The organism is Ruicaihuangia caeni (assembly GCF_040536845.1).
Taxonomy (GTDB): domain Bacteria; phylum Actinomycetota; class Actinomycetes; order Actinomycetales; family Microbacteriaceae; genus Ruicaihuangia; species Ruicaihuangia caeni.
In genome coordinates, this window is sequence record NZ_CP159582.1 from 1,458,816 (window position 1) to 1,478,130 (window position 19,315).

A 19,315-nucleotide genomic window follows, 5' to 3' on the forward strand; every position below is an offset into this window, starting at 1 on the left:
ACCGTGGACTCTACTCGCGCCGCACAGCGCGGCCACGGCCGAAACGATCCCTGATTGCCTGCGGGGGCGCGAGCACCGACTTTGCTCAGCGCGGCGACTTTGCTCAGCGCGAGCCGAGCGCCTCCCGCAGGCGCACCCGGGCGCCGGTTCGGAGGAGCGAGTTCGAGTACATGCGCGCTCCGAGCAGTACCACGAGCGCCGTTGACACCAGCAGCACCGCCAGCGAGACCAGCGGCTCCCACCATTCGGCGCTGCCGAGGAACACCCGCATCGGCATTCCGACGGGAGCCGAGAACGGCACGTACGACATGATGCCGAGCACAAGCGGATTGTCGAAGAAGAAGATGACCAGGAAATACGGGATCATCACGAGGTACGTCGCCGGCGCTGTGGCAGTGCCGACGTCTTCCTGACGTGAGACGAGCGCGGCGGTGGCCGAGTAGATGGCGGCCAGCAGCACGAACCCGAACAGGAAGAACACGACGAACCAGGCCAGCGCCGGTCCTATGTCTCCGAGCAGCAGCTCTTGTCGGGTCGCTGCCATCCCGATCGCTGCCAGACCCCCGATCGCCAAGATCTGCCCGAACGCGAGCGCGCTGTTTCCGAGGATCTTCCCGGCGAGAAGGGCCCGCACCGGCACCGTCGACATCAGGATCTCGATGATGCGCGTCTGCTTCTCCTCGACAACCGACTGCGCGATCGTCATGCCGAAGGTCATGGCCGACACGAAGAAGATGATGCCGAAGCCGATCGCAGCGAGATAGGCAAGGAAGGGGTTCTGGGTGGGTGGCTCGAGCAGCTCGACCGAGGGAGAGACGCTGAGCAACTGCACGAGCCCGCCGGGAACCGCTTCGAGCGCGACGACCGTCAGGCCGAGGGCCGTTGAAGGATCGGGGATGACGGCGGCCTCGACCTCGCCGGAGCGCACTAGCTCTTCTGCGGAAGCGGCATCCGAAGCCTCGGTCACTTCGAGGCCGGGCACGGCACGCAACTGCTCTATGGCGGCGCCTGTAGCCGCGACCTTCGTCGTCGACTCGCTCGACCCCGCGATACCGCCGACCACCACCGCCGCTACCACGAGCAGCATGAGCACGCCCGTCGCGATCAAGAACGCCTTGCTGCGTAGCTTCATGCGGATCTCGCGGCCGGCGACGAGCCGCACAGCGGCGACCATCCCGAGCGGTCTCGTCATCGGACGACCTCCTTGAAGATGTCGGCGAGCGACGGGTGCAGAGGGCCGAACCTCAGCACCGGTCCCGTCGTCGAGGCTCGTCGCAGAGCCTCTTGGGCTGCAGCCGGCTCGTCGGTTTCGAACACCGCCCGGCCCCCATCCAGCTCGAGCACTGTGAGCGACGGCTCGCTGTGCAGCCACTCGGTCGACTCGGACGTGTGCAGCTCGTAGCGATTTCTCGTGTGGGCGGCCCGTAACTCGTCGCGCGAGCCCGCCGCGCGCACCTCTCCGCCTGCGATGACGACCAGGTCATCGCAGAGACGCTCGACGATATCGAGCTGGTGTGAGGAGAACAGCACTCGCGCGCCCTTGTCAGCGAAGCGCTTGAGCACGGCCAGCACGGTATCGACCGCCATCGGGTCAAGACCGGAGAAGGGCTCGTCGAGCACCAGCACCCCGGGATCGTGCACGAGCGCAGCGGCGATCTGCGCCCGCTGCTGGTTGCCGAGCGAGAGGCTCTCGACCGTCGCGTCGGCTCGGTCGGCGAGGTCGAGTTGTTCGAGCAGTTCCGTGGTGGCGCGCCTCGCATCAACCGCGGCCATGCCGTGGAGTCTGCCGAGGTACTCGATCTGCTCGGCGACCTTCATCTTCGGGTAGAGGCCGCGCTCCTCCGGCATGTAGCCGAAGCCGCTGCGGACCGCCGGGGTCAACGGTTGCCCGTCAAGGGTGACGGCGCCGGCGTCCGGCTTCAGCACGCCGAGGATGACGCGCATGGCAGTGGTCTTGCCGGCACCGTTGCCGCCGACGAAGCCGGTGATCCGTCCGCTGCGCACGGCGAAGCTCACGTCGTTCAGCGCGCGGCGGTCTCCGAAGTTCTTGACGATTCCCCGCAGTTCGAGCACTCGCTCAACTGTAGTGAAGCGTCAGTCGCGGCCGGTGATGCCCACGGTCGACTCGATGACCGGAGACAGCTTCTTCTGCAGCGCCTCGTAGAACATCGAGAGCGGGAACTCGTCGTCGAGCACCGAGTCGGTCATGCCGCGGGGTGGTCCCGAGAGCACGTCGTCGGGGAGACCGCGCGCCCACTGCGACGCCGGGTGCGGTTCGAGGGTCGAGCGCACGAGGTCGTACGCCGCGAGCCAGTGCGCGACCTTCGGGCGGTCGATCGACCGCCAGTAGAGCTCGTCGATGCTGTCGCCGAGCGCCGTCACCGCCGCCGCCACCTCGTCCCACTCGATCGAGAGCCGGGTGTCGGTCCAGTGCAGCACACCTCGCTGGTGCAGCCAAGCGAAGAGCAACTGTCCGCCGAGCCCGTCGTAGTTGCGAACCCGAGAGCCGGTGAGCGCGAACCGGAAGATGCGATCGAAGAGCACCGCGAACTGCACGAGCCGTGCGCGGTCGCGCGTGACCTCGTCGGTCTCGTCGGATGCCGCGAGCCTGACCGCTTCACGGAAGGCGGTGAGGTCACAGCGCAGTTCCTCGAGTGAGTAGAGGAAGTACGGCATCCGCTGCTTGATCATGAACGGATCGAACGGCAGATCGCCCCGCATGTGAGTGCGGTCGTGGATGAGGTCCCACATCACGAAGGTCTGTTCGCAGAGGCCCTGGTCATCGAGCAGGCGCAGTGCGTCGTCGGGCAGTTCGAGGCGGGTGATCTCGGATGCCGCCCGCACGACCCGGCGGAACCTCGCCGCTTCGCGATCGGCGAAGATGGCGCCCCAGGTGAACGGCACGAGCTCGCGCATTGCGACGGTCTCCGGGAACAGCACCGCTGAGTTGGTGTCGTACCCGCCCGTGAAGTCGATGAACCGAATCGGCACGAACATCGGGTTGGAGAAGTCGCCCGCCTCGAGATCGGCGATGAACTCGGGCCAGATCACCTCGATCAAGACGGCCTCGACGAGTCGGTCGGGTGAGCCGTTCTGGGTCACCATCGGGAACACCACGACGTGGGCCGCCCCATCGGCGCGCGATTGCTCGGGGTGGAACTTCGACAGCGAGTCCATGAAATCCGGCACCCCGAACCCCTCGGCGGCCCACCGCTCGAAGTCGGTGGCGCAGGCGGTCAGATAGTCGGCGTCGTGCGGGAGCTCAGGGGCGAGCGAGCGGAGCGCAGCCGCCAACGTGGCCACGTGCTCCGCGGCGTCGGCGTGGGCGGCGGCATCCGGGATGCTGCCATCCCGCTGCTGCAGCGGTCGCAGCGCGCTCGCTGCGGTCTTCGTCGCATGCCAGGCCGGATGCTGCTGCAACGCGCGAGCGTCGAACGCCGCCGTGTCGAGGGCCGCTGTCTCGGCCAGGGCGCGTGGTTGCGTCTGGGTCATCGCGAGCCTCCTTGCGCGAAGCGGCCGCCGAAGCTCCCTTGTTCCGGCGGCGTGGATGTCAGGGCGCGCTCGTGCGCACCGTGTTTTCAGCGTACGCGGATGATCGCCGCAAAGGCATGAGCCAGCCGCAATGAAGCGGCGCAGTTGGGTCACCGCAGGCAAGGAAATTGCGAAAAGGCCCCGGATTGCGCAAACCGCAAGGGAGGTCGCGCCCCGCTGTGCGGAACTCGAGCGAGCCGCGGGCTGTCGCCGCGACAGAATGACCAGGTGCTGGGGGTTCTCGTCGGATTCGCGATCATCGCGGTCATCATTGCCACCGGCTACCTGGTCAGGCGCACCGGCTTGCTCGGCGACGAGGCGCGATACATGCTCGCGAAGCTCGTCTTCTTCGTGCTGTCGCCGTGCTTGCTGCTCACAGTCATAGCCGATGCCGACCCCGCTCGGCTGTTCTCGCCGCTGATGCTCGCATCGTTGCTCGCTGCGCTGTCGGTCTTCCTGGTGATGTTCCTCGTCGTCAGATTCGTCTGGCGGCGGAAGACCGCCGAGACGGTCGTGACGACGCTCGCGGCGGGCTACGTCAACGCGAACAACATCGGCATCCCGGTCGCGGTGTACGTGCTGGGCGACGCGGCGTGGGTGGCCCCCGTGATCCTGCTGCAACTGCTGCTCATCACCCCGCTGTCGCTCACGGCGCTCGATCTCAGCACTCGAGGCGGGGTATCCGTCGGTCGCATCCTCGCTCAACCGTTCCGCAATCCGATCATCATCGGTTCCGCCATCGGTCTCGTGCTCGCCCTCACCAAGGTGCCGGTCCCCGAGGCCGCGCTCGAGCCGTTCCGCATCATGGGGGCGGCGGCGGTGCCCCTCATGCTCATGAACTACGGCATGTCGCTGCACGGGCAGCGCCTGCTGCAACCGGGCACCGGTCGACGAGACGTGCTCACCGCGTCTGCGCTGAAGCTGTTCGCGATGCCGCTGGCTGCGTGGTTGCTCGGATCGGCGCTCGGAATCTCGGGGCATGAGTTGTTCGTGGTCGTCGCGCTCGCCGCGCTGCCGACCGCGCAGAACGTGTTCAACTACGCCCAGCGGTACGGCCGCGGCGAGACCGTCGCCCGCGACACGATCCTCATCACGACGGTCGGATCCGTGGCGGTGCTGGCGGTGGCCGCGGCGCTGCTCCACTGAGCCCTCGAACGCCCGGATTCTCGGCTGATCCGAAGGTGAGAGGCGTTCGGTATTTGCTACCGTGAGGCAGCAAGATAGGGGCACCCGCGTGACATCACAGCAGCCGAACACACGCTCGCGCGTCCGGGACGATGGCAGTCGTGCCCTCGGCGGCGCGGCGCGCACACCAGGCCGCTGGCTGCGCATTCTGCTGCCGGCAGTGCTCATCGTGGTGTGGCTGGTGGCCGCCGGCATCGGCGGGCCCTACTTCGGCAAGGTGTCGGAGGTCTCGTCCAACGACAGCACGAGCTATCTGCCCGCGAGCGCCGACGCGACCGTCGTGCAGCAGGAGCTTCCGAAGTTCAGCGGAGCCAAGGTGATTCCGGCTGTCGTCGTCTTCGCCGCCGATGCCGAGCTCGACAGTGACGCGCTCAAGACGATCGCCGATCGCGTCAACGGCTTCGAGGATGTGCCGGGCGTCGAGAGCGGAGTCTCGCCGCCGCTGCCCTCCGAAGACGGGCAAGCGGTGCAGGTGTTCGTGCCGATCGATGCTGACTCCGAGCTGCGCGTGGCCGTGGACGGATTGCGCGAGCACGCCCGCGACGGGCTCCCCGCCGGCGTGACCGCTCACGTGACGGGACCGGCGGGCTTCACGACCGACCTCGTCGAAGCCTTCGGCGGAATCGACAGCCTCCTGCTCCTCGTCGCGCTCGGCGCCGTGCTGCTGATCCTGGTGATCGTCTACCGCTCGCCGCTGCTGCCGTTCCTCGTGCTGGCCACCAGCTTGTTCGCGCTCTGCGTCGCGCTGCTCACGGTGTGGTGGCTCGCGAAGGCCGATGTGCTCGTGCTCACCGGTCAGACGCAGGGCATCCTGTTCATCCTGGTGATCGGCGCGGCGACCGACTATGCCCTTCTCTACGTTGCCCGCTACCGCGAAGCGCTTCGTGAGCACGCGACCCGGTGGGAGTCCACTCGCGCCGCGCTGAAGGGATCGGTCGAGCCGATCCTGGCCTCGGGCGGCACCGTCATCGCGGGTCTGCTCTGCCTGTTGCTGAGCGACCTGAACTCCAACCGCTCGCTCGGCCCGGTGGCGGCGATCGGCATCGTGTTCGCGGTGCTCTCGGCACTCACATTCCTGCCCGCCCTGCTCATGGCCTTCGGTCGGGCAGCGTTCTGGCCGCGTCGCACCGCCTACGACCCTGCGCGCACCGCCGACGACGAGGCGCTGCCGAAGCGCGGCATCTGGGCGACGCTCGCGCGGGGCATCGCTCGTCGCCCACGGGTCATCTGGGTCACCACGGCTCTCGCGCTCGCTGTTGCGGCGCTCGGTGTCTTCCAGCTGAAGGCCGATGGCGTCGACCAGGCCGCGCTCGTGCTGAGCGAGTCCGACGCTCGCGATGGGCAGGCGGTGCTCGCCGAGCACTTCCCTGCTGGTTCGGGCAGCCCGGCCGCCGTGCTCACAGATCAGGACCGACTCGAAGCGACGGCCGCGGTGTTGCTCGACAACAGCGGCGTCGACGCGGTCTCGGTGCTCGCCGCCGATTCCCCGAGTGGAAGCGCCCCCGTCACCGCCGATGGCGTGCAGCCGCTCGGACGGCCGGGCACGCCGGCGCCGGCTCCCACGGTGGTCGACGGGCGCGTGCTGCTGCAGGCGACGCTGACGGATGCCGCGGGTTCCGACGCCGCTCAGCAGACCGTGCGCGAGCTGCGCGCCGAACTCGGTGATCAGGCTCGCATAGGAGGCGTCACCGCGACGGCGATCGACACCAATGATGCGTCGGTGCACGACCGCAACCTGATCATCCCGGTCGTGCTCCTGGTGATCCTCGTGATCCTCATGCTGCTGCTGCGATCGGTGCTCGCGCCGGTGCTCCTCATCGCGACGGTCGTGCTCTCGTTCGGCACGGCGATGGGCGTGTCGGCGCTCGTGTTCAACCATGTGCTCGACTTCCCGGGGGCCGACCCAGCGGTGCCGCTCTACGGCTTCGTGTTCCTGGTGGCGCTCGGCATCGACTACAACATCTTCTTGATGACGCGAGTGCGCGAGGAGTCGATCGTTCATGGCACGCGGCAGGGGGTGCTCCGCGGGCTCGCGGTCACCGGCGGCGTGATCACATCGGCCGGCGTGGTGCTCGCGGCCACGTTCGCGGCGCTCGGCGTGATCCCGATCCTGTTCCTGGCGCAACTCGCATTCATCGTCGCGTTCGGCGTGCTGCTCGACACCGTCATCGTGCGCTCGCTGCTCGTGCCGGCGCTCTCGTACGACATCGGCCGCGCCATCTGGTGGCCGTCCAAGCTCGCGAAGCGCTGAGCGGGGCGCCCGACCGAGCCTGAGCCGCCCGACCGCAGCTCAGGCCGCGCCACCGGGTCGCGGGTCAGGCCCCGCCACCGGGTCGCGGGTCAGGCCCCGCCACCGGACCGCGGGTCCGCCGTGAGGGCCGACCCACGCGCTCCTCGCCCGCGCACGCCTTCCTCTGTCCGGATGCCGCCGAGACTGCGCAAATTGCCACTTGGGCGGACGGCGGTTGGTCATTTGCGTAGTCTCGGGCGCCGGGATGGGAGCGCGCCTCGCTTCGGGGGCCCGCGTGTACCGGCACCCGGGACGGGCACCGGCGCTGGCGTCGCGGCGAAGGCCAGAAATGGCCTTCGCTCTGAGCGCCGGCGTGGGCTCCCTACACTTGGCGGCATGCGTGTTGCGACCTGGAATGTGAACTCGATCCGCACTCGAGCGGCGCGCGTGGCCGACTGGCTGGTGCGCGAAGACATCGACGTGCTGGGCATGCAGGAGATCAAGTGCAAGCCCGAGCAGTTCCCGACCCAAGTGTTCGAGGACGCCGGCTACGAGATCGTCGCGCACGGGTTGAACCAGTGGAACGGCGTCGCGTTCGCGAGCCGGCTTCCCATGACCGATGTCGAGACGAGCTTCCGGGGGCAACCGGGGTTCCTCAAGGGCCACGAGGGCCCCGACCTTCCGAAGGAGGCCCGCGCGCTCGGCGTCACGGTGGAGGGCGTGCGCCTCTGGAGCCTCTACGTGCCGAACGGCCGAACGATCGACGACCCGCACTACGTCTACAAGCTCGACTGGCTGGCGGCGCTTCGCGACGAGGCGACCGCATGGCTGGCCTCGCACCCGGGCATGCCGCTCGCATTGATGGGTGACTTCAACATCGCCCCCACGGACGCCGACATGGGCGATCCCTCGTTCGTGCCCGGCCACTCGACGCACATCTCGCAGCCTGAGCGCGACATGTTCGCCTCGTTCGAGACCGTCGGGTTCCGCGACGTGGTGCGCCCCTTCGTGCCCACCGGGTTCACCTTCTGGGATTACAAGCAGCTCCGCTTCCCCCGCAACGAGGGCATGCGCATCGACTTCATCCTCGGTTCCCAGGCCTTCGCCGACCTCGTGACGGATGCCGCGATCCACCGCGACGAGCGCAAGGGTGACGCGCCCTCCGACCACGTGCCCGTCGTCGCGGAGCTCGACCTCGAGCACGAGGACGACGACCGCCCGATGATCTTCTGAGCGCCGCGCGGCTCCAAGCTCCAGCGCGCAGGTCGGTACGATGTCGGGGTGAGTGACGCGCGCGACCGCCTGATCGAATTCATCAAGGAAGAAGCTGTCTTCCACGGCGATTTCACGCTGACCAGCGGCAAGAAGGCCAGCTACTACATCGACCTCCGCAAGGTGAGTCTCGACCACCGTGTGGCCCCGCTCATCGGCCAGGTCATGGCAGAGCTCATCGCTCAGGTGCCCGACGTCGACGCGGTCGGCGGCCTCACCATGGGCGCCGACCCCATCGCGTCGGCGGTGCTTCACCAGTCCGCTGTGAGCGGCAAGGGCTACGACGCCTTCGTCGTGCGCAAGGAGCCGAAGGACCACGGTCGTGGCAAGCAGGTGGAAGGGCCAGACGTCGCCGGCAAGCGCGTCGTCGTGCTCGAAGACACCTCCACCACCGGCGGCTCACCGCTGAAGGCGATCGAAGCCCTCGAGAAGGCAGGTGCGACCGTCGTCGGCGTCGCCGTCGTGGTCGACCGCAGCACAGGCGCCCAGGAGCGCATCGAAGCAGCCGGCTACCCGTATTTCGCCGCGATCACCCTCGAAGACCTGGGGCTGACGCCGCAGTGAGCGACGCCCGCGACCCCCGAGAGTCCGGCGGCGAGCAGCCGGGCGACGAGGAGTCTCCCGACACGCTTGACGACGTCTTCGGGGCCGACGCCTTCCGCGAGTACCCGGAAGAGCCGATCGTTCCCAGGCTCCCGCTGCGGGAGTCTCGCGCCGAGGCGGCCGACGAAGCCGCCGACCGTGCGGATGCCGCAACACCCCCAGCCCCTCAACGCCAGGAGCCCGCGACGCCGGCGGTATCCGTGCCCGCGACTGAGTCGCTTCCAGAACCGCCGACTGAGCGATTGCCGGCGTCGGGCATGGCGAGCCCTGTTCGGCCTCACGACGCTGCTCCTTCTGCGCCCGAGCCGCCTCGCCCGCCGGTGCGACCTGAGCTGTCGCAAGACGCAGCACCGGAGCCCGAGCAGCTCACACCTCCCGCGCCTCAGCACATCGCGCCGTCTGACGAGCAGCCTGAACCCCAGCCGCCCACCGCGGGGGAGGCCCGCTTCCCATTCGGTGAGCCGCTTGTGCCGAGCGCTCCGGTCGCCCCTGATGAGGAGCCTCGCCGCGCGTTCGGCCGACGACTGATGTCAAGCGCTCCCGACGACGCCGTGAGCGGCGCGGCGCGTCGTTCCACCTGGACTCCGGCTCCAGACGGCGATGCAGCAGCGACGGTTCCGGATGTGATCGGCGCGATCAGCGATGGCCCGGGCGGTGACCCCACGGGCGATGCCCCGTCGCGGCGTGACGCCGGCTCGGCGGGAGCGGGCGGCGTCCCGCAGCGGCAGAAGGTGCTGCTCTGGGTCGCCGGGTCTCTCGTCGCCGTACTGGCGCTTCTGGCACTGTTCCTGCTGGGCACGCGCATCGGCGCCGCCCAGGAGGGCGAGCCGGCCGAGCCCGCGGCCCCGCCGGCCGCGAGTGAAGCGCCACCCGAGGAAGAGCCCGAGACGCCGCTGCCGGTGGCCGGGCCCGTTGCGCCGGGCACCTATGAGTGGGACCAGCTCGGCGGGGGCGAGTGCATCGACCCCTATACGAACCCGTGGGCCGAGGAGTTCACCGTCGTCGACTGCGCAACCCCGCACCGCGCGCAGCTCACCGTCAAGCAGCCCTTTCCCGAGTATGACGCTGCGGCGCCGTTCCCCGGCACCGAGGCCCTGCGGGTGCAGTTGGCAGCGCTGTGCTCCGCTCCCGGCACGATTCTGCTCGATCTCGCGGGCCAGTACGCCGACATCCAGATCGACGGCAGCTTCGCGGTGACCGAGGAGCAGTGGGACGCCGGGATGCGCGATTACTCCTGCTTCGTGAGCCGCTCATCGGGCGAGCCCATCGAGGGCAGCCTCATCCCGTAGGTCGGACCGCGCCTCGACGACGCCTCGCCCAGCGGATCTACGCCGTCGCGACCAGCACGTGGCTGCAGAACGGGACCTGCGGGCCGAATCGCGCGATGGCCTCTGTCACCTGCTCGACCACATGCGCCCGCGCGGAGTCGCTCGCAGCGCTCCACCCGCGTGCCATGGGCGTGCCCGCCATGTGCTGGGGCAGGAACTGCGCGACCGGCGTGAGATCGAGGCGCAACGTCACCTGCTCCAGACGGATGCTTGAGAATCCGGCTTCCTCGGCCGATTCGACGGCGGGCTCGGGCTTCGCCAGCGCGAACACAGACGCCACGCCCCGAGCGGTCGTGTCATCGATGAGCCGAAGCAGCGCCGAGGTGAGCGCTTCGAAGTAGGGGTTGCTGTGGGTGCTGGCCCAGAACGACGCCACCAGCCGCCCGCCCGATCGCAGCACGCGTCGCGCCTCCCGGAGGGCTGCCGCACGGTCGGGCAAGAACTGCAGCGTCTGAGCCATGACCACCACGTCGAAGGAGCCGTCGTCGAACGGCAGGTGCTCGGCATCCGCCTCGACCCACTCGATCATCGCGCCGTCGGTCGGCGACACCGAGGCCGCCACCTCCAGCGACGCCTGGTTCACGTCGACTCCGACGACCTGCCCGCTCTCGCCGGCGAGCCTCGCGATCGGGCGCGTTGCGGCTCCGGTGCCGCAGCCGATGTCGAGCACACGATCGCCGGGCGAGATCGAAGCGCGTTCGAGCAGCGCATCGGCGAACGGGCCGAAGATCGCAGGCACGCTGTACCGCTCGCTCTGCACGGCGCTGTCGTGCTCGAGCTGCCACTGTCGGGAAGTCGCCATCGCCTGCCCCCTCGGTTGGAGACCATTGTGCGGGCGAGGTCACGCGGATACAACACCCGGTTTCTCGGCATCCGCCGTGACCAGCTCGTCGATGACGGATGCCGCGGGCAGCCGTCTCCGCATGACCTCGATCGCCTGCGGGTTGCTATCGACCATCACGAACCGGCGACCGAGCGCCGCTGCCACCGCGCCGGTCGTGCCGCTGCCCGCGAAGAAGTCGAGCACCCAGTCGCCCGGGGCGCTCGATGCCTGGACGATGCGACGCAGCACGCCCTCGGGCTTCTGAGTCGCGTAACCCGTCTTCTCGCGACCGGTCGGCGACACGATGGTGTGCCACCACACGTCGGTGGGCAGCTTGCCGCGCGCGGCCTTCTCGGGGGTCACAAGACCGGGCGCCATATACGGTTCACGATCGACCGCTTCGGCGTCGAAGTGGTACGCGTCGGGGTTCTTCACGTAGACGAGGATGGTGTCGTGCTTCGACGGCCAGCGTCGCTTGGTGCGCGCGCCGTAGTCGTACGCCCACACGATCTCGTTGAGAAAGCACTCGCGTCCGAAGAGCGCATCGAGCGCCACCTTCGCGTAGTGCACCTCGCGGTAGTCGAGGTGCAGGTAGAGCGTGCCGCGGTCGTCGAGCAGTCGCCACGCCTCCACGAGCCTCGGCTCGAGGAACTCCCAGTAGTCGACGAAGCGGTCGTCGTACCCGTAGAGCGTCGTCTTGACCGACTCGTAGCGGCGCCCCTTGAACCCGACCCGCGAGCCGCCGGCGCTCGCCACCGTCGTAACGCCTTGCCGCCGCTGTGAGCGGCCCGTGTTGAACGGCGGATCGAGATAGATCAAGGTGAAGGATGCCGAGGGCAGTGCCGCGATCGCTTCGAGGTTGTCGCTCGCCACGATCAGGTCGGGTCCGTCGGGAAGCCACCGTCTCGCGCCCCCGGTGGCGGAGCCTTCAGTCGCCGTCACAGGAGCGACCTTAACAGCGATACCGCGATCGAGCGGCCGGCCGCGCTCGCGTGGCGATCCGCTCAGAGCTGGAACGCTCTAGCCTTGAGGCCGTGGAATCGCCCTCATCAGACCGCTGGTCGTCTCCAGAGCCCCAGCCCGACGACCCGGGCGGCCACCCCGTCGTGCCGCCCGCAGGCGCTGAGCCCGAGGGTGCCCAGGGGTCGAGCATGCACGGGGTAGGTCCGTGGCAGGGCGAGTGGCCGACGGGCCCGCAATGGGACCGCGACCTGCTGGCGACGGGCGACACCCGCAACGTGATCGACAAGTACCGGTATTGGACGGTCGAGGCGATCGTGGCCGATCTCGACGCGCACCGGCATCCGTTCCATGTCGCCATCGAGAACTGGCAGCACGACATGAACATCGGCTCGATCGTGCGCAGCGCGAACGCGTTCGCGGCCGAGACGGTGCACATCATCGGGCGGAAGCGCTGGAACAAGCGCGGCGCGATGGTGACCGATCGATACCAGCACGTGCTGCACCATCCCGATGTCGATGACTTCGTCGAGTGGTGCGCCGAGCGCTCGCTCCCGATTCTCGGGATCGACAACGTGCCCGGCTCGGTGGCCATCGAACGCTTTCGGATGCCGGAGCGCTGCGTGCTGCTGTTCGGGCAGGAGGGCCCCGGGCTCAGCGCCGCCGCGCTCGCCGCCTGCGAGGCCGTGCTCGAGATCACCCAGTTCGGCTCGACGCGCTCGATCAACGCTTCCGCCGCAGCGGCCGTCGCGATGCACTCGTGGGTGATGCAGCACGCCCGACTGCCGTGAGACCGGCTCAAGGCGGGGGCGCAGACGGCCGTCACTAGACTGGGGTGCTGCCCCCAATCGACCCTGAAAGGGATCACCATGCCAGCAATCGTCATCGTCGGAGCCCAGTGGGGCGATGAAGGCAAGGGCAAAGCCACCGACCTGCTCGGCGAGCGCATCGACTACGTCGTGAAGTTCAACGGCGGCAACAATGCCGGCCACACGGTCGTCGTCGGCAACGAGAAGTATGCGCTGCACCTGCTGCCGAGCGGCATCCTGACGCCCGGTGTCATCCCCGTCATCTCGAACGGCGTGGTAGTCGACCTCGAGGTGCTCTTCGACGAGCTGACGGCGCTGAGCGCACGAGGCGTCGACGTGTCGAAGCTGCTCGTCAGCGCGAACGCGCACGTCATCACGCAGTACCACCGCACGCTCGACAAGGTCACCGAGCGGTTCCTCGGCAAGCGCCAGATCGGCACCACCGGTCGCGGCATCGGCCCGGCGTACGCCGACAAGATCAACCGGGTCGGCATCCGCATCCAGGACCTCTTCGACGAGAACATCCTGCGGCAGAAGGTCGAGGGGGCGCTCGACCAGAAGAACCACCTGCTGGTCAAGGTCTACAACCGCCGCTCGATCGGCGTCAACGAGGTCGTCGACGACCTGCTGCAGTACGCCGAGCGTTTGCGCCCACTGGTCGCTGACACCGCGCTCGTGCTCAACAAGGCGCTCGACGAGGGCAAGAACGTGCTCTTCGAGGGCGGTCAGGCGACCATGCTCGACGTCGACCACGGCACCTACCCCTTCGTGACCTCGTCGAACGCGACCTCAGGCGGCGCGGCCACTGGCTCGGGCATCGCCCCGAACCGCATCGACCGCGTCATCGCGATCGCGAAGGCGTACACGACGCGCGTCGGCGCCGGGCCGTTCCCGACCGAGCTCTTCGACGAGTCGGGCGAGTTCCTGCGCTCAGCGGGCTGGGAGTTCGGCACCACCACGGGCCGTCCGCGGCGCACCGGCTGGTACGACGCTCCCATCTCGCGGTACGCGGCGCGCATCAACGGCGTCACCGACTTCGTGCTCACCAAGCTCGACGTGCTCACGGGCCTCGACCGCATCCCCGTGTGCGTCGCCTATGACGTCGACGGCGTGCGGCACGACGAGATGCCGGTGTCGCAGTCGGACTTCCACCACGCGAAGCCGATCTACGAGGAGTTCCAGGGCTGGAGTGAGGACATCTCCGGTGCGCGCGCGTTCGACGACCTGCCGAAGGCGGCGCAGGACTACGTGCTCGCCGTGGAGCAGCTCAGCGGTGCGCGCATCTCGGTGATCGGCGTGGGCCCGGGCCGCGAAGAGGTCATCGTGCGCCACGACCTCGTCGACTAGGAGCAGCTGCCTACCGCTCTCGGGCGGGCGCCCACCGACCGTCGAGGCGTGGCCGTTTCTTCGGAGACCAGCGTCTGCAGGCTCGAGCGCGAACAGCGCGCGCGGGAAATGCGGCTCAGACGACCGAGAACCCCTCGGGCAGCGGAGCCCGGCCGGTGAGTGCGAAGAGCATCTCGCGGCCGAAGCCGCGGGCCACTGCGATGCGTGTGGCGAGTGCGGCAGTGTCTGAGATGGCGGCATCCGGCAGGGAGTGCTCGATGCCCGTGGCCTCGCAGATGTCGAGCGTGTGCACGACGAGCTCGAACACCCGGGTGCGCAGGTACTGCTCGAGCAGCATCCCGTTGCCGCCGAGCGAGACGATGCGCCGTGGAGGCTGCTCCGCGATCAGGTTCTCGGTGCGCTCGAGTGCTTCGCGCAGCGTGAGCACCGGGTTGTCTCCCAGCCACGCGCCGGCCTCGACACCGCGGGCGGCGACCGCCTCGTTGTCAGTGAACTGCTCGAACACCGTCGTGTAGTAGGTCTCGGCGTCGGGAACCGAGATCGCCCCGGGCTCATCGGCTTCGAGGTAGTTCTCGACGGTGAGGATGGCGCGGGCGGTGTGACCGACCAGGCCCCGCACGTTCCAGACGCCGAGGCCGGGCGCATCCCACTGATCGGGTCGGATGCGGCTGACAACGTCGATGTAGGCTCGAGCCGACTGGCTGAACAAACGCGCTTCGGGCATGTTCCCACTCTGTCAAACTTCGCCCCGGTCTGCAGATCGGGGCAGTGTGCCGGTCTGCAGCACGTCATTGCACGGTACCCCCGCGTAACGGCCGGCGCTGCGCAGGATAACGTGATCAGGTGCCCAGCCCCGCAGCCCGTCCGACCACGGCGCTGATGTTCGCCGGGCTGTGCATCGTGTGGGGGTCGAGCTTCCTCTTCATGCGGGTGGCGCTCGACGGCGGGCTGACGCCGTTCCAGCTCGTCTGGTCGCGCGAGGTGCTCGGGGGCTTCACCCTCGTCATCATCGCGCTCATGCTCCGGATGCCGCTGCCCCGGCGCCGCATCGATTGGCTGCACTTGCTCGTGCTTGGCCTCCTCAACAACTTCACCCCGCACTGGGTCGTCGCGTGGAGCCAGCAGTATCTCGACACCAGTCTCTCGAGCATCTTCAACGCGTTCACCCCGATCGCGACCGCCCTCATGGTGACCCTCGCATTCCGAGTCGAACGGCTCACGAGGCCGCAGCTCGCCGGCGTGCTCGTCGGAGTCGTCGGAGTGCTCATCGTGCTCGCGCCGTGGAACGCCGTGTTGTCGGGCGACCTCCTTCCGCAGTTGGCGTTCGTCAGCACGACGCTCATGTACGGCATCTCATTCGGCTACGTGCGGCGCTTCGTAATGCCCCGCGGCTACTCGGGCGTGCAGATCGCGGTCTACAGCGTGGGCATGGCAGCAGGCGCCATGCTCCTTCTCACGCCCATGGCCTTCGCCGATCCGTTCCCGATCGACCCGGGTGTTCTCGGGAGCCTGCTGGCGCTCGGATGCCTTGGCACCGGCATCGCGTACATCTGGAGCTTCACCATCGTCGACCGCTGGGGTGCGACCCGGGCCTCGATGGTCACCTATGTCGCACCGGTGATCGGTGTGGCCCTCGGAGTCCTGGTGCTGGGCGAGACGCTGTCGTGGAACGAGCCGCTCGGCGCAGTGCTGGTGCTCCTGGGCATCGTGTTCGCCCAGCGTCCCCGGTGGATGTTCCGCCGGCCGCCGTTCCTCGCGTAGCGCCGCTGCATCGGAGCCCGTGAGTGGGCGGCTGGCTCCGGCATCCGCTGGTCATGTTTTAGGGTCGATGTATGGCATCCGACGACCGCGACGTGCGCGAGCAGCTGGCCGACTACCGCCGCAGCATCGACAACATCGACGCGGCGCTGATCCACATGCTGGCCGAGCGGTTCCGCTTCACCAAGCAGGTCGGCAGGCTCAAGGCTCAGCACGGTCTCGAAGCGTCCGACCCCGAGCGCGAGCGACGTCAGATCGCACGGCTGCGCGCCCTCGCCGAGGAGAGCGAACTCGACCCGGCGTTCGCCGAGAAATGGTTCAACTTCGTGGTCGCCGAGGTCATCCAGCACCACGAGCAGATCGCAGCCTCTGCTCCCAACGACTCATAGTTCGACTCGTAGTTCATCGCCGAGCAGAGGGGGAGCGTCCGTGACGGATGCAGTCGAAGCCGACCGCCGATCGATTCGTGAGGTGATCGAGAACTGGGCGGTCTGGCGCGATGCCGGTGACTGGGACCGGTTCCGCACGGTCTGGGCCGATGACGGAGTGATGATGGCGACCTGGAAGCAGGGCACCGCCGAAGAGTTCATCCGGGCGAGCATCGACGGGTGGAACCGAGGGGTCCGCATCCTCCACTTCCTGGGCGGCTCGTCCATCGACGTGGCCGGCGACCGCGCCATCGCCCAGACGAAGATGACCATCACCCAGCGTGCCGAAGTCGAGGGCGTCGAGTGCGACATCGTGTGCACCGGTCGCTTCTACGACTTCTTCAGTCGGCAGGCGGGGGAGTGGAAGGTCTCGCACCGCCAGCCGATCTACGAGATCGATCGTCTGCATTCGCTTACGGGTGAGTGGCCCGACCTCGACCGCGATCTCCTGAACAGCTTCCCGGTGGGGTACCGGCACCTCGCGTATGCGCAGTCCCGCATCGGGTACCCGGTGAAACGAGACATGCCGGGACTGGTGGGCCCCGAAGTCGATGCGCTCTATGCGCGCGGTGCTCGCTGGCTCGCTGGCGAGTGAACTGAACGACCCGCCCCTTCCGGGGCGGGTCGTCGCAAGAAGTGGTTGCGCTCGGTCGCGCTACTGCCCGACGACCGGCCCGAAGGCCTCGGCGAGCGGGGCGCGGTGCACGCGGCGCAGCTCGTCGACCTCGACCGTGAAGAGGTCCTGCACCTCGAGGGCGGCGACCGAGTCGGTGACGCCGATACGCAGTGCGGGGTACCCGCGGCCTTCGCAGAGTCCGCGGAACTTCACGTCGTCTTCGCGCGGCACCGAGACCAGCACACGCGCGGTCGACTCGCTGAACAGCGCCGTGGCGGCATCCACGCCGTCGCGCTCGATGATCTCGTCGAGCCACACGCGGGCGCCGACACCGAAGCGGAGCACGCTCTCGGCCAGCGCCTGCCAGAGACCGCCGTCCGCGAGGTCGTGCGCGGAGGCGATGAGCGACTCGCTCGCTCCGGCCGCGATGAGCTGAGCGAGCTGCTTCTCACGCGCGAGGTCGACCGCCGGCGGGCGGCCGCCGAGGTGGTCGTGGATGACCCCGGACCACGCCGAGCCGTCGAGCTCGAGCGCGGTGGTGCCCAGCAGGTAGATGTTGTCGCCGGCATCCTGCCAACCCGACGGGATGCGGCGCGCGACGTCGTCGATCACGCCGAGCACGGCGACGACCGGCGTCGGGTGGATCGGCACATCGCCGGTCTGGTTGTAGAACGACACATTGCCGCCGGTCACCGGGATCTCGAGCTCCATGCAGCCGTCGGCGAGACCCTCGACCGCCTGCGAGAACTGCCACATGACCTCGGGGTTCTCGGGGCTGCCGAAGTTCAGGCAGTCGGAGACCGCTGCAGGCGTCGCACCCGACACCGCGACGTTGCGATACGCCTCGGCCAGTGCGAGCTGCGCACCCTGGCGGGGGTCGAGCTGGCAGTAGCGCCCGTTCGCGTCGGTCGCGACGGCGAAGCCAAGGCCCGACTCCTCGTCGACCCGAACCATGCCCGCGTCATCGGGGAACGCCAGTGCGGTGTTGCCGCCCACGTAGTAGTCGTACTGGTTGGTGACCCAGCTCTTGTCGGCCAGGTTCGGCGAGCCGAGCATGCGCAACGCCTGGTCCCGCAGCTCCTCGCCCGAGGTGGGGCGGGGCAGGGCGGATGCCGTGTCGGCCTGCAGCGCGTCGATCCACGTCGGGTAGGCCACCGGCCGCTCGTACACCGGGCCGTCGACGGCCACCGTGCGCGGGTCGACGTTGACGATCTCCTCGCCGTGCCAGTGGATGACGAGGCGCCCCGTGTCGGTGACCTCGCCGAGCACCGAGGTCTCGACATCCCACTTCTTCACGACGGCGAGGAACTCGTCGAGCTTGTCGGGGTGCACGATCGCCATCATGCGTTCCTGGCTCTCCGACATGAGGATCTCCTCGGCGGTGAGCGAGGGGTCGCGCAGCAGCACCTTGTCGAGCTCGATGTACATGCCGCCGTCGCCGTTCGAGGCGAGTTCGCTCGTCGCGCACGAGATTCCCGCAGCACCCAGGTCTTGGATGCCCTCGACCAGCTCCTTCGCGAAGAGTTCGAGGCAGCACTCGATGAGCACCTTCTCGGCGAAGGGGTCGCCGACCTGCACCGCAGGGCGCTTGGTGGGGCCGCCCTCGTCGAACGAGTCGGACGCGAGGATCGACGCGCCGCCGATGCCGTCGCCACCGGTGCGGGCGCCGAAGAGCACGACCTTGTTGCCCGCTCCGCGCGCATTCGCGAGGTGCAGGTCTTCGTGACGCAGCACGCCGACCGCGAGGGCGTTGACGAGCGGGTTCGCCTGGTACACCGGGTCGAACCAGGTCTCGCCGCCGATGTTCGGCAGACCGAGGCAGTTGCCGTAGAAGCTGATGCCGCTCACTGCGCCGTGCACGACGCGGGCGGTGTCGGGGTCGTCGATGGCCCCGAAGCGCAGGGCGTCCATCACCGCGACCGGGCGTGCACCCATCGAGATGATGTCGCGCACGATGCCGCCGACGCCGGTCGCAGCGCCCTGGAACGGCTCGATGTAGCTCGGGTGGTTGTGGCTCTCGATCTTGAAGGTGACCGCCCAGCCCTCGCCCACGTCGACCACGCCGGCGTTCTCGCCCATGCCGACCATCAGGTTCTCCTTCATCTTCGGAGTCACCTTCTTGCCGAACTGGCGCAGGTAGATCTTGCTCGACTTGTAGGAGCAGTGCTCGCTCCACATGACCGAGTACATCGCGAGCTCACCGCTGGTCGGGCGCCGACCCAGGATCTCGCGGATCTTCGCGTACTCGTCGGCCTTCAGACCGAGCGCCTCGTACGGCTGCTCGCGCTCGGGCGTCGCCATCGCGTGCTCGACGGTGTCGGCGACGCCGCGTGCCGGCGTCGGGGCCGAAGCGTGCGCTGAGGAAGTGGAAACGTCGGTCACGATGGCGTGCTCCTGAGCTCTGGCCGGATGCCTTGGAAAGCGT

General features: G+C 68.5%; 17 protein-coding genes. 10 read left to right on the plus strand and 7 right to left on the minus strand.

Annotated elements, in window-relative coordinates; translation table 11 throughout:
• Positions 1-103: 103 nt before the first annotated feature.
• Genes ABV606_RS06775 through ABV606_RS06785 form a run of 3 tightly spaced genes read right to left on the minus strand, consistent with a single transcriptional unit; the run spans position 104 to position 3,492 of the window.
• The gene (locus ABV606_RS06775; RefSeq protein ID WP_353987153.1) at positions 104-1,192 is read right to left on the minus strand and encodes an ABC transporter permease; all 1,089 of its coding nucleotides are present in this window, start codon (positions 1,190-1,192) and stop codon (positions 104-106) included.
• On the minus strand, positions 1,189-2,073 hold the full coding sequence (locus tag ABV606_RS06780) for an ABC transporter ATP-binding protein (RefSeq protein WP_353987154.1): 885 nt from the start codon (positions 2,071-2,073) through the stop codon (positions 1,189-1,191). The genes ABV606_RS06775 and ABV606_RS06780 overlap by 4 nt, the downstream gene beginning before the upstream one ends.
• 21 nt (positions 2,074-2,094) lie before the next feature.
• Positions 2,095-3,492 carry a DUF6421 family protein gene (locus tag ABV606_RS06785; protein ID WP_353987155.1) on the minus strand — a complete coding sequence of 466 codons (1,398 nt, stop codon included), beginning with the start codon at positions 3,490-3,492 and terminating at the stop codon, positions 2,095-2,097.
• 267 nt (positions 3,493-3,759) lie between these two features.
• Between ABV606_RS06785 and ABV606_RS06790 the strand changes: the two genes are divergently transcribed.
• From ABV606_RS06790 to ABV606_RS06810, 5 genes are all read left to right on the plus strand, one after another.
• The gene (locus ABV606_RS06790) at positions 3,760-4,677 is read left to right on the plus strand and encodes an AEC family transporter (protein ID WP_353987156.1); all 918 of its coding nucleotides are present in this window, start codon (positions 3,760-3,762) and stop codon (positions 4,675-4,677) included.
• Between the two features lie 178 nt (positions 4,678-4,855).
• The gene (locus tag ABV606_RS06795) at positions 4,856-6,967 is read left to right on the plus strand and encodes an MMPL family transporter (protein ID WP_435415539.1); all 2,112 of its coding nucleotides are present in this window, start codon (positions 4,856-4,858) and stop codon (positions 6,965-6,967) included.
• A gap of 375 nt (positions 6,968-7,342) precedes the next feature.
• Entirely contained in the window at positions 7,343-8,179 is an 837-nt protein-coding gene (locus tag ABV606_RS06800) for an exodeoxyribonuclease III (protein ID WP_353987157.1), read from the plus strand.
• Between the two features lie 48 nt (positions 8,180-8,227).
• A complete protein-coding gene (gene pyrE, locus ABV606_RS06805; RefSeq protein ID WP_353987158.1) occupies positions 8,228-8,782 on the plus strand; it encodes an orotate phosphoribosyltransferase in 555 nt (184 codons plus the stop codon).
• On the plus strand, positions 8,779-10,110 hold the full coding sequence (locus ABV606_RS06810; RefSeq protein WP_353987159.1) for a septum formation family protein: 1,332 nt from the start codon (positions 8,779-8,781) through the stop codon (positions 10,108-10,110). Before pyrE ends, ABV606_RS06810 begins: the two co-directional genes overlap by 4 nt.
• A 37-nt stretch (positions 10,111-10,147) precedes the next feature.
• Here ABV606_RS06810 and ABV606_RS06815 read toward each other — a convergent pair whose 3' ends face one another.
• Together ABV606_RS06815 and ABV606_RS06820 are read right to left on the minus strand one after the other, a co-directional pair.
• Positions 10,148-10,951: a class I SAM-dependent methyltransferase gene (locus ABV606_RS06815; RefSeq protein ID WP_353987160.1), complete on the minus strand. Its 804-nt coding sequence runs from the start codon at positions 10,949-10,951 to the stop codon at positions 10,148-10,150.
• 39 nt (positions 10,952-10,990) lie between these two features.
• Complete coding sequence (locus ABV606_RS06820) at positions 10,991-11,914, minus strand: DNA-methyltransferase (protein ID WP_353987161.1); 924 nt, start codon at positions 11,912-11,914, stop codon at positions 10,991-10,993.
• A 209-nt stretch (positions 11,915-12,123) separates the two neighbouring features.
• Between ABV606_RS06820 and ABV606_RS06825 the strand changes: the two genes are divergently transcribed.
• On the plus strand, positions 12,124-12,723 hold the full coding sequence (locus ABV606_RS06825; RefSeq protein WP_353988794.1) for a TrmH family RNA methyltransferase: 600 nt from the start codon (positions 12,124-12,126) through the stop codon (positions 12,721-12,723).
• Between the two features lie 78 nt (positions 12,724-12,801).
• Positions 12,802-14,088: an adenylosuccinate synthase gene (locus ABV606_RS06830; RefSeq protein WP_281488179.1), complete on the plus strand. Its 1,287-nt coding sequence runs from the start codon at positions 12,802-12,804 to the stop codon at positions 14,086-14,088.
• 115 nt (positions 14,089-14,203) lie between these two features.
• Here the strand turns inward: ABV606_RS06830 and ABV606_RS06835 are convergent, their stop codons facing one another.
• Entirely contained in the window at positions 14,204-14,812 is a 609-nt protein-coding gene (locus tag ABV606_RS06835; RefSeq protein WP_281488180.1) for a maleylpyruvate isomerase family mycothiol-dependent enzyme, read from the minus strand.
• Positions 14,813-14,931: 119 nt separating this feature from the next.
• On the opposite strand from ABV606_RS06835, the gene ABV606_RS06840 reads away from it, so the two are divergent.
• The 3 genes from ABV606_RS06840 (at position 14,932) to ABV606_RS06850 (ending at position 16,869) form a co-directional block, all read left to right on the plus strand.
• Complete coding sequence (locus ABV606_RS06840) at positions 14,932-15,849, plus strand: DMT family transporter (protein WP_353987162.1); 918 nt, start codon at positions 14,932-14,934, stop codon at positions 15,847-15,849.
• A gap of 71 nt (positions 15,850-15,920) precedes the next feature.
• A complete protein-coding gene (locus tag ABV606_RS06845; protein WP_281488182.1) occupies positions 15,921-16,235 on the plus strand; it encodes a chorismate mutase in 315 nt (104 codons plus the stop codon).
• Between the two features lie 40 nt (positions 16,236-16,275).
• Complete coding sequence (locus ABV606_RS06850; protein WP_281488183.1) at positions 16,276-16,869, plus strand: nuclear transport factor 2 family protein; 594 nt, start codon at positions 16,276-16,278, stop codon at positions 16,867-16,869.
• A gap of 60 nt (positions 16,870-16,929) precedes the next feature.
• On the opposite strand, the gene purL is transcribed toward ABV606_RS06850, so the two are convergent.
• On the minus strand, positions 16,930-19,191 hold the full coding sequence (gene purL / locus ABV606_RS06855) for a phosphoribosylformylglycinamidine synthase subunit PurL (RefSeq protein WP_281488589.1): 2,262 nt from the start codon (positions 19,189-19,191) through the stop codon (positions 16,930-16,932).
• Positions 19,192-19,315: the final 124 nt, after the last annotated feature.

Excerpts from the sequence above, each read along its gene's own strand:
- ABV606_RS06775 (WP_353987153.1), bottom strand. The coding sequence starts at position 1,192 with ATGACGAGACCGCTCGGGATGGTCGCCGCTGTGCGGCTCGTCGCCGGC.
- ABV606_RS06785 (WP_353987155.1), bottom strand. The coding sequence starts at position 3,492 with ATGACCCAGACGCAACCACGCGCCCTGGCCGAGACAGCGGCCCTCGAC.
- ABV606_RS06800 (WP_353987157.1), top strand. The coding sequence starts at position 7,343 with ATGCGTGTTGCGACCTGGAATGTGAACTCGATCCGCACTCGAGCGGCG.
- ABV606_RS06815 (WP_353987160.1), bottom strand. The coding sequence starts at position 10,951 with ATGGCGACTTCCCGACAGTGGCAGCTCGAGCACGACAGCGCCGTGCAG.
- ABV606_RS06825 (WP_353988794.1), top strand. The coding sequence starts at position 12,124 with ATGCACGGGGTAGGTCCGTGGCAGGGCGAGTGGCCGACGGGCCCGCAA.
- ABV606_RS06830 (WP_281488179.1), top strand. The coding sequence starts at position 12,802 with ATGCCAGCAATCGTCATCGTCGGAGCCCAGTGGGGCGATGAAGGCAAG.
- ABV606_RS06835 (WP_281488180.1), bottom strand. The coding sequence starts at position 14,812 with ATGCCCGAAGCGCGTTTGTTCAGCCAGTCGGCTCGAGCCTACATCGAC.
- ABV606_RS06845 (WP_281488182.1), top strand. The coding sequence starts at position 15,921 with ATGGCATCCGACGACCGCGACGTGCGCGAGCAGCTGGCCGACTACCGC.
- purL (WP_281488589.1), bottom strand. The coding sequence starts at position 19,191 with ATGGCGACGCCCGAGCGCGAGCAGCCGTACGAGGCGCTCGGTCTGAAG.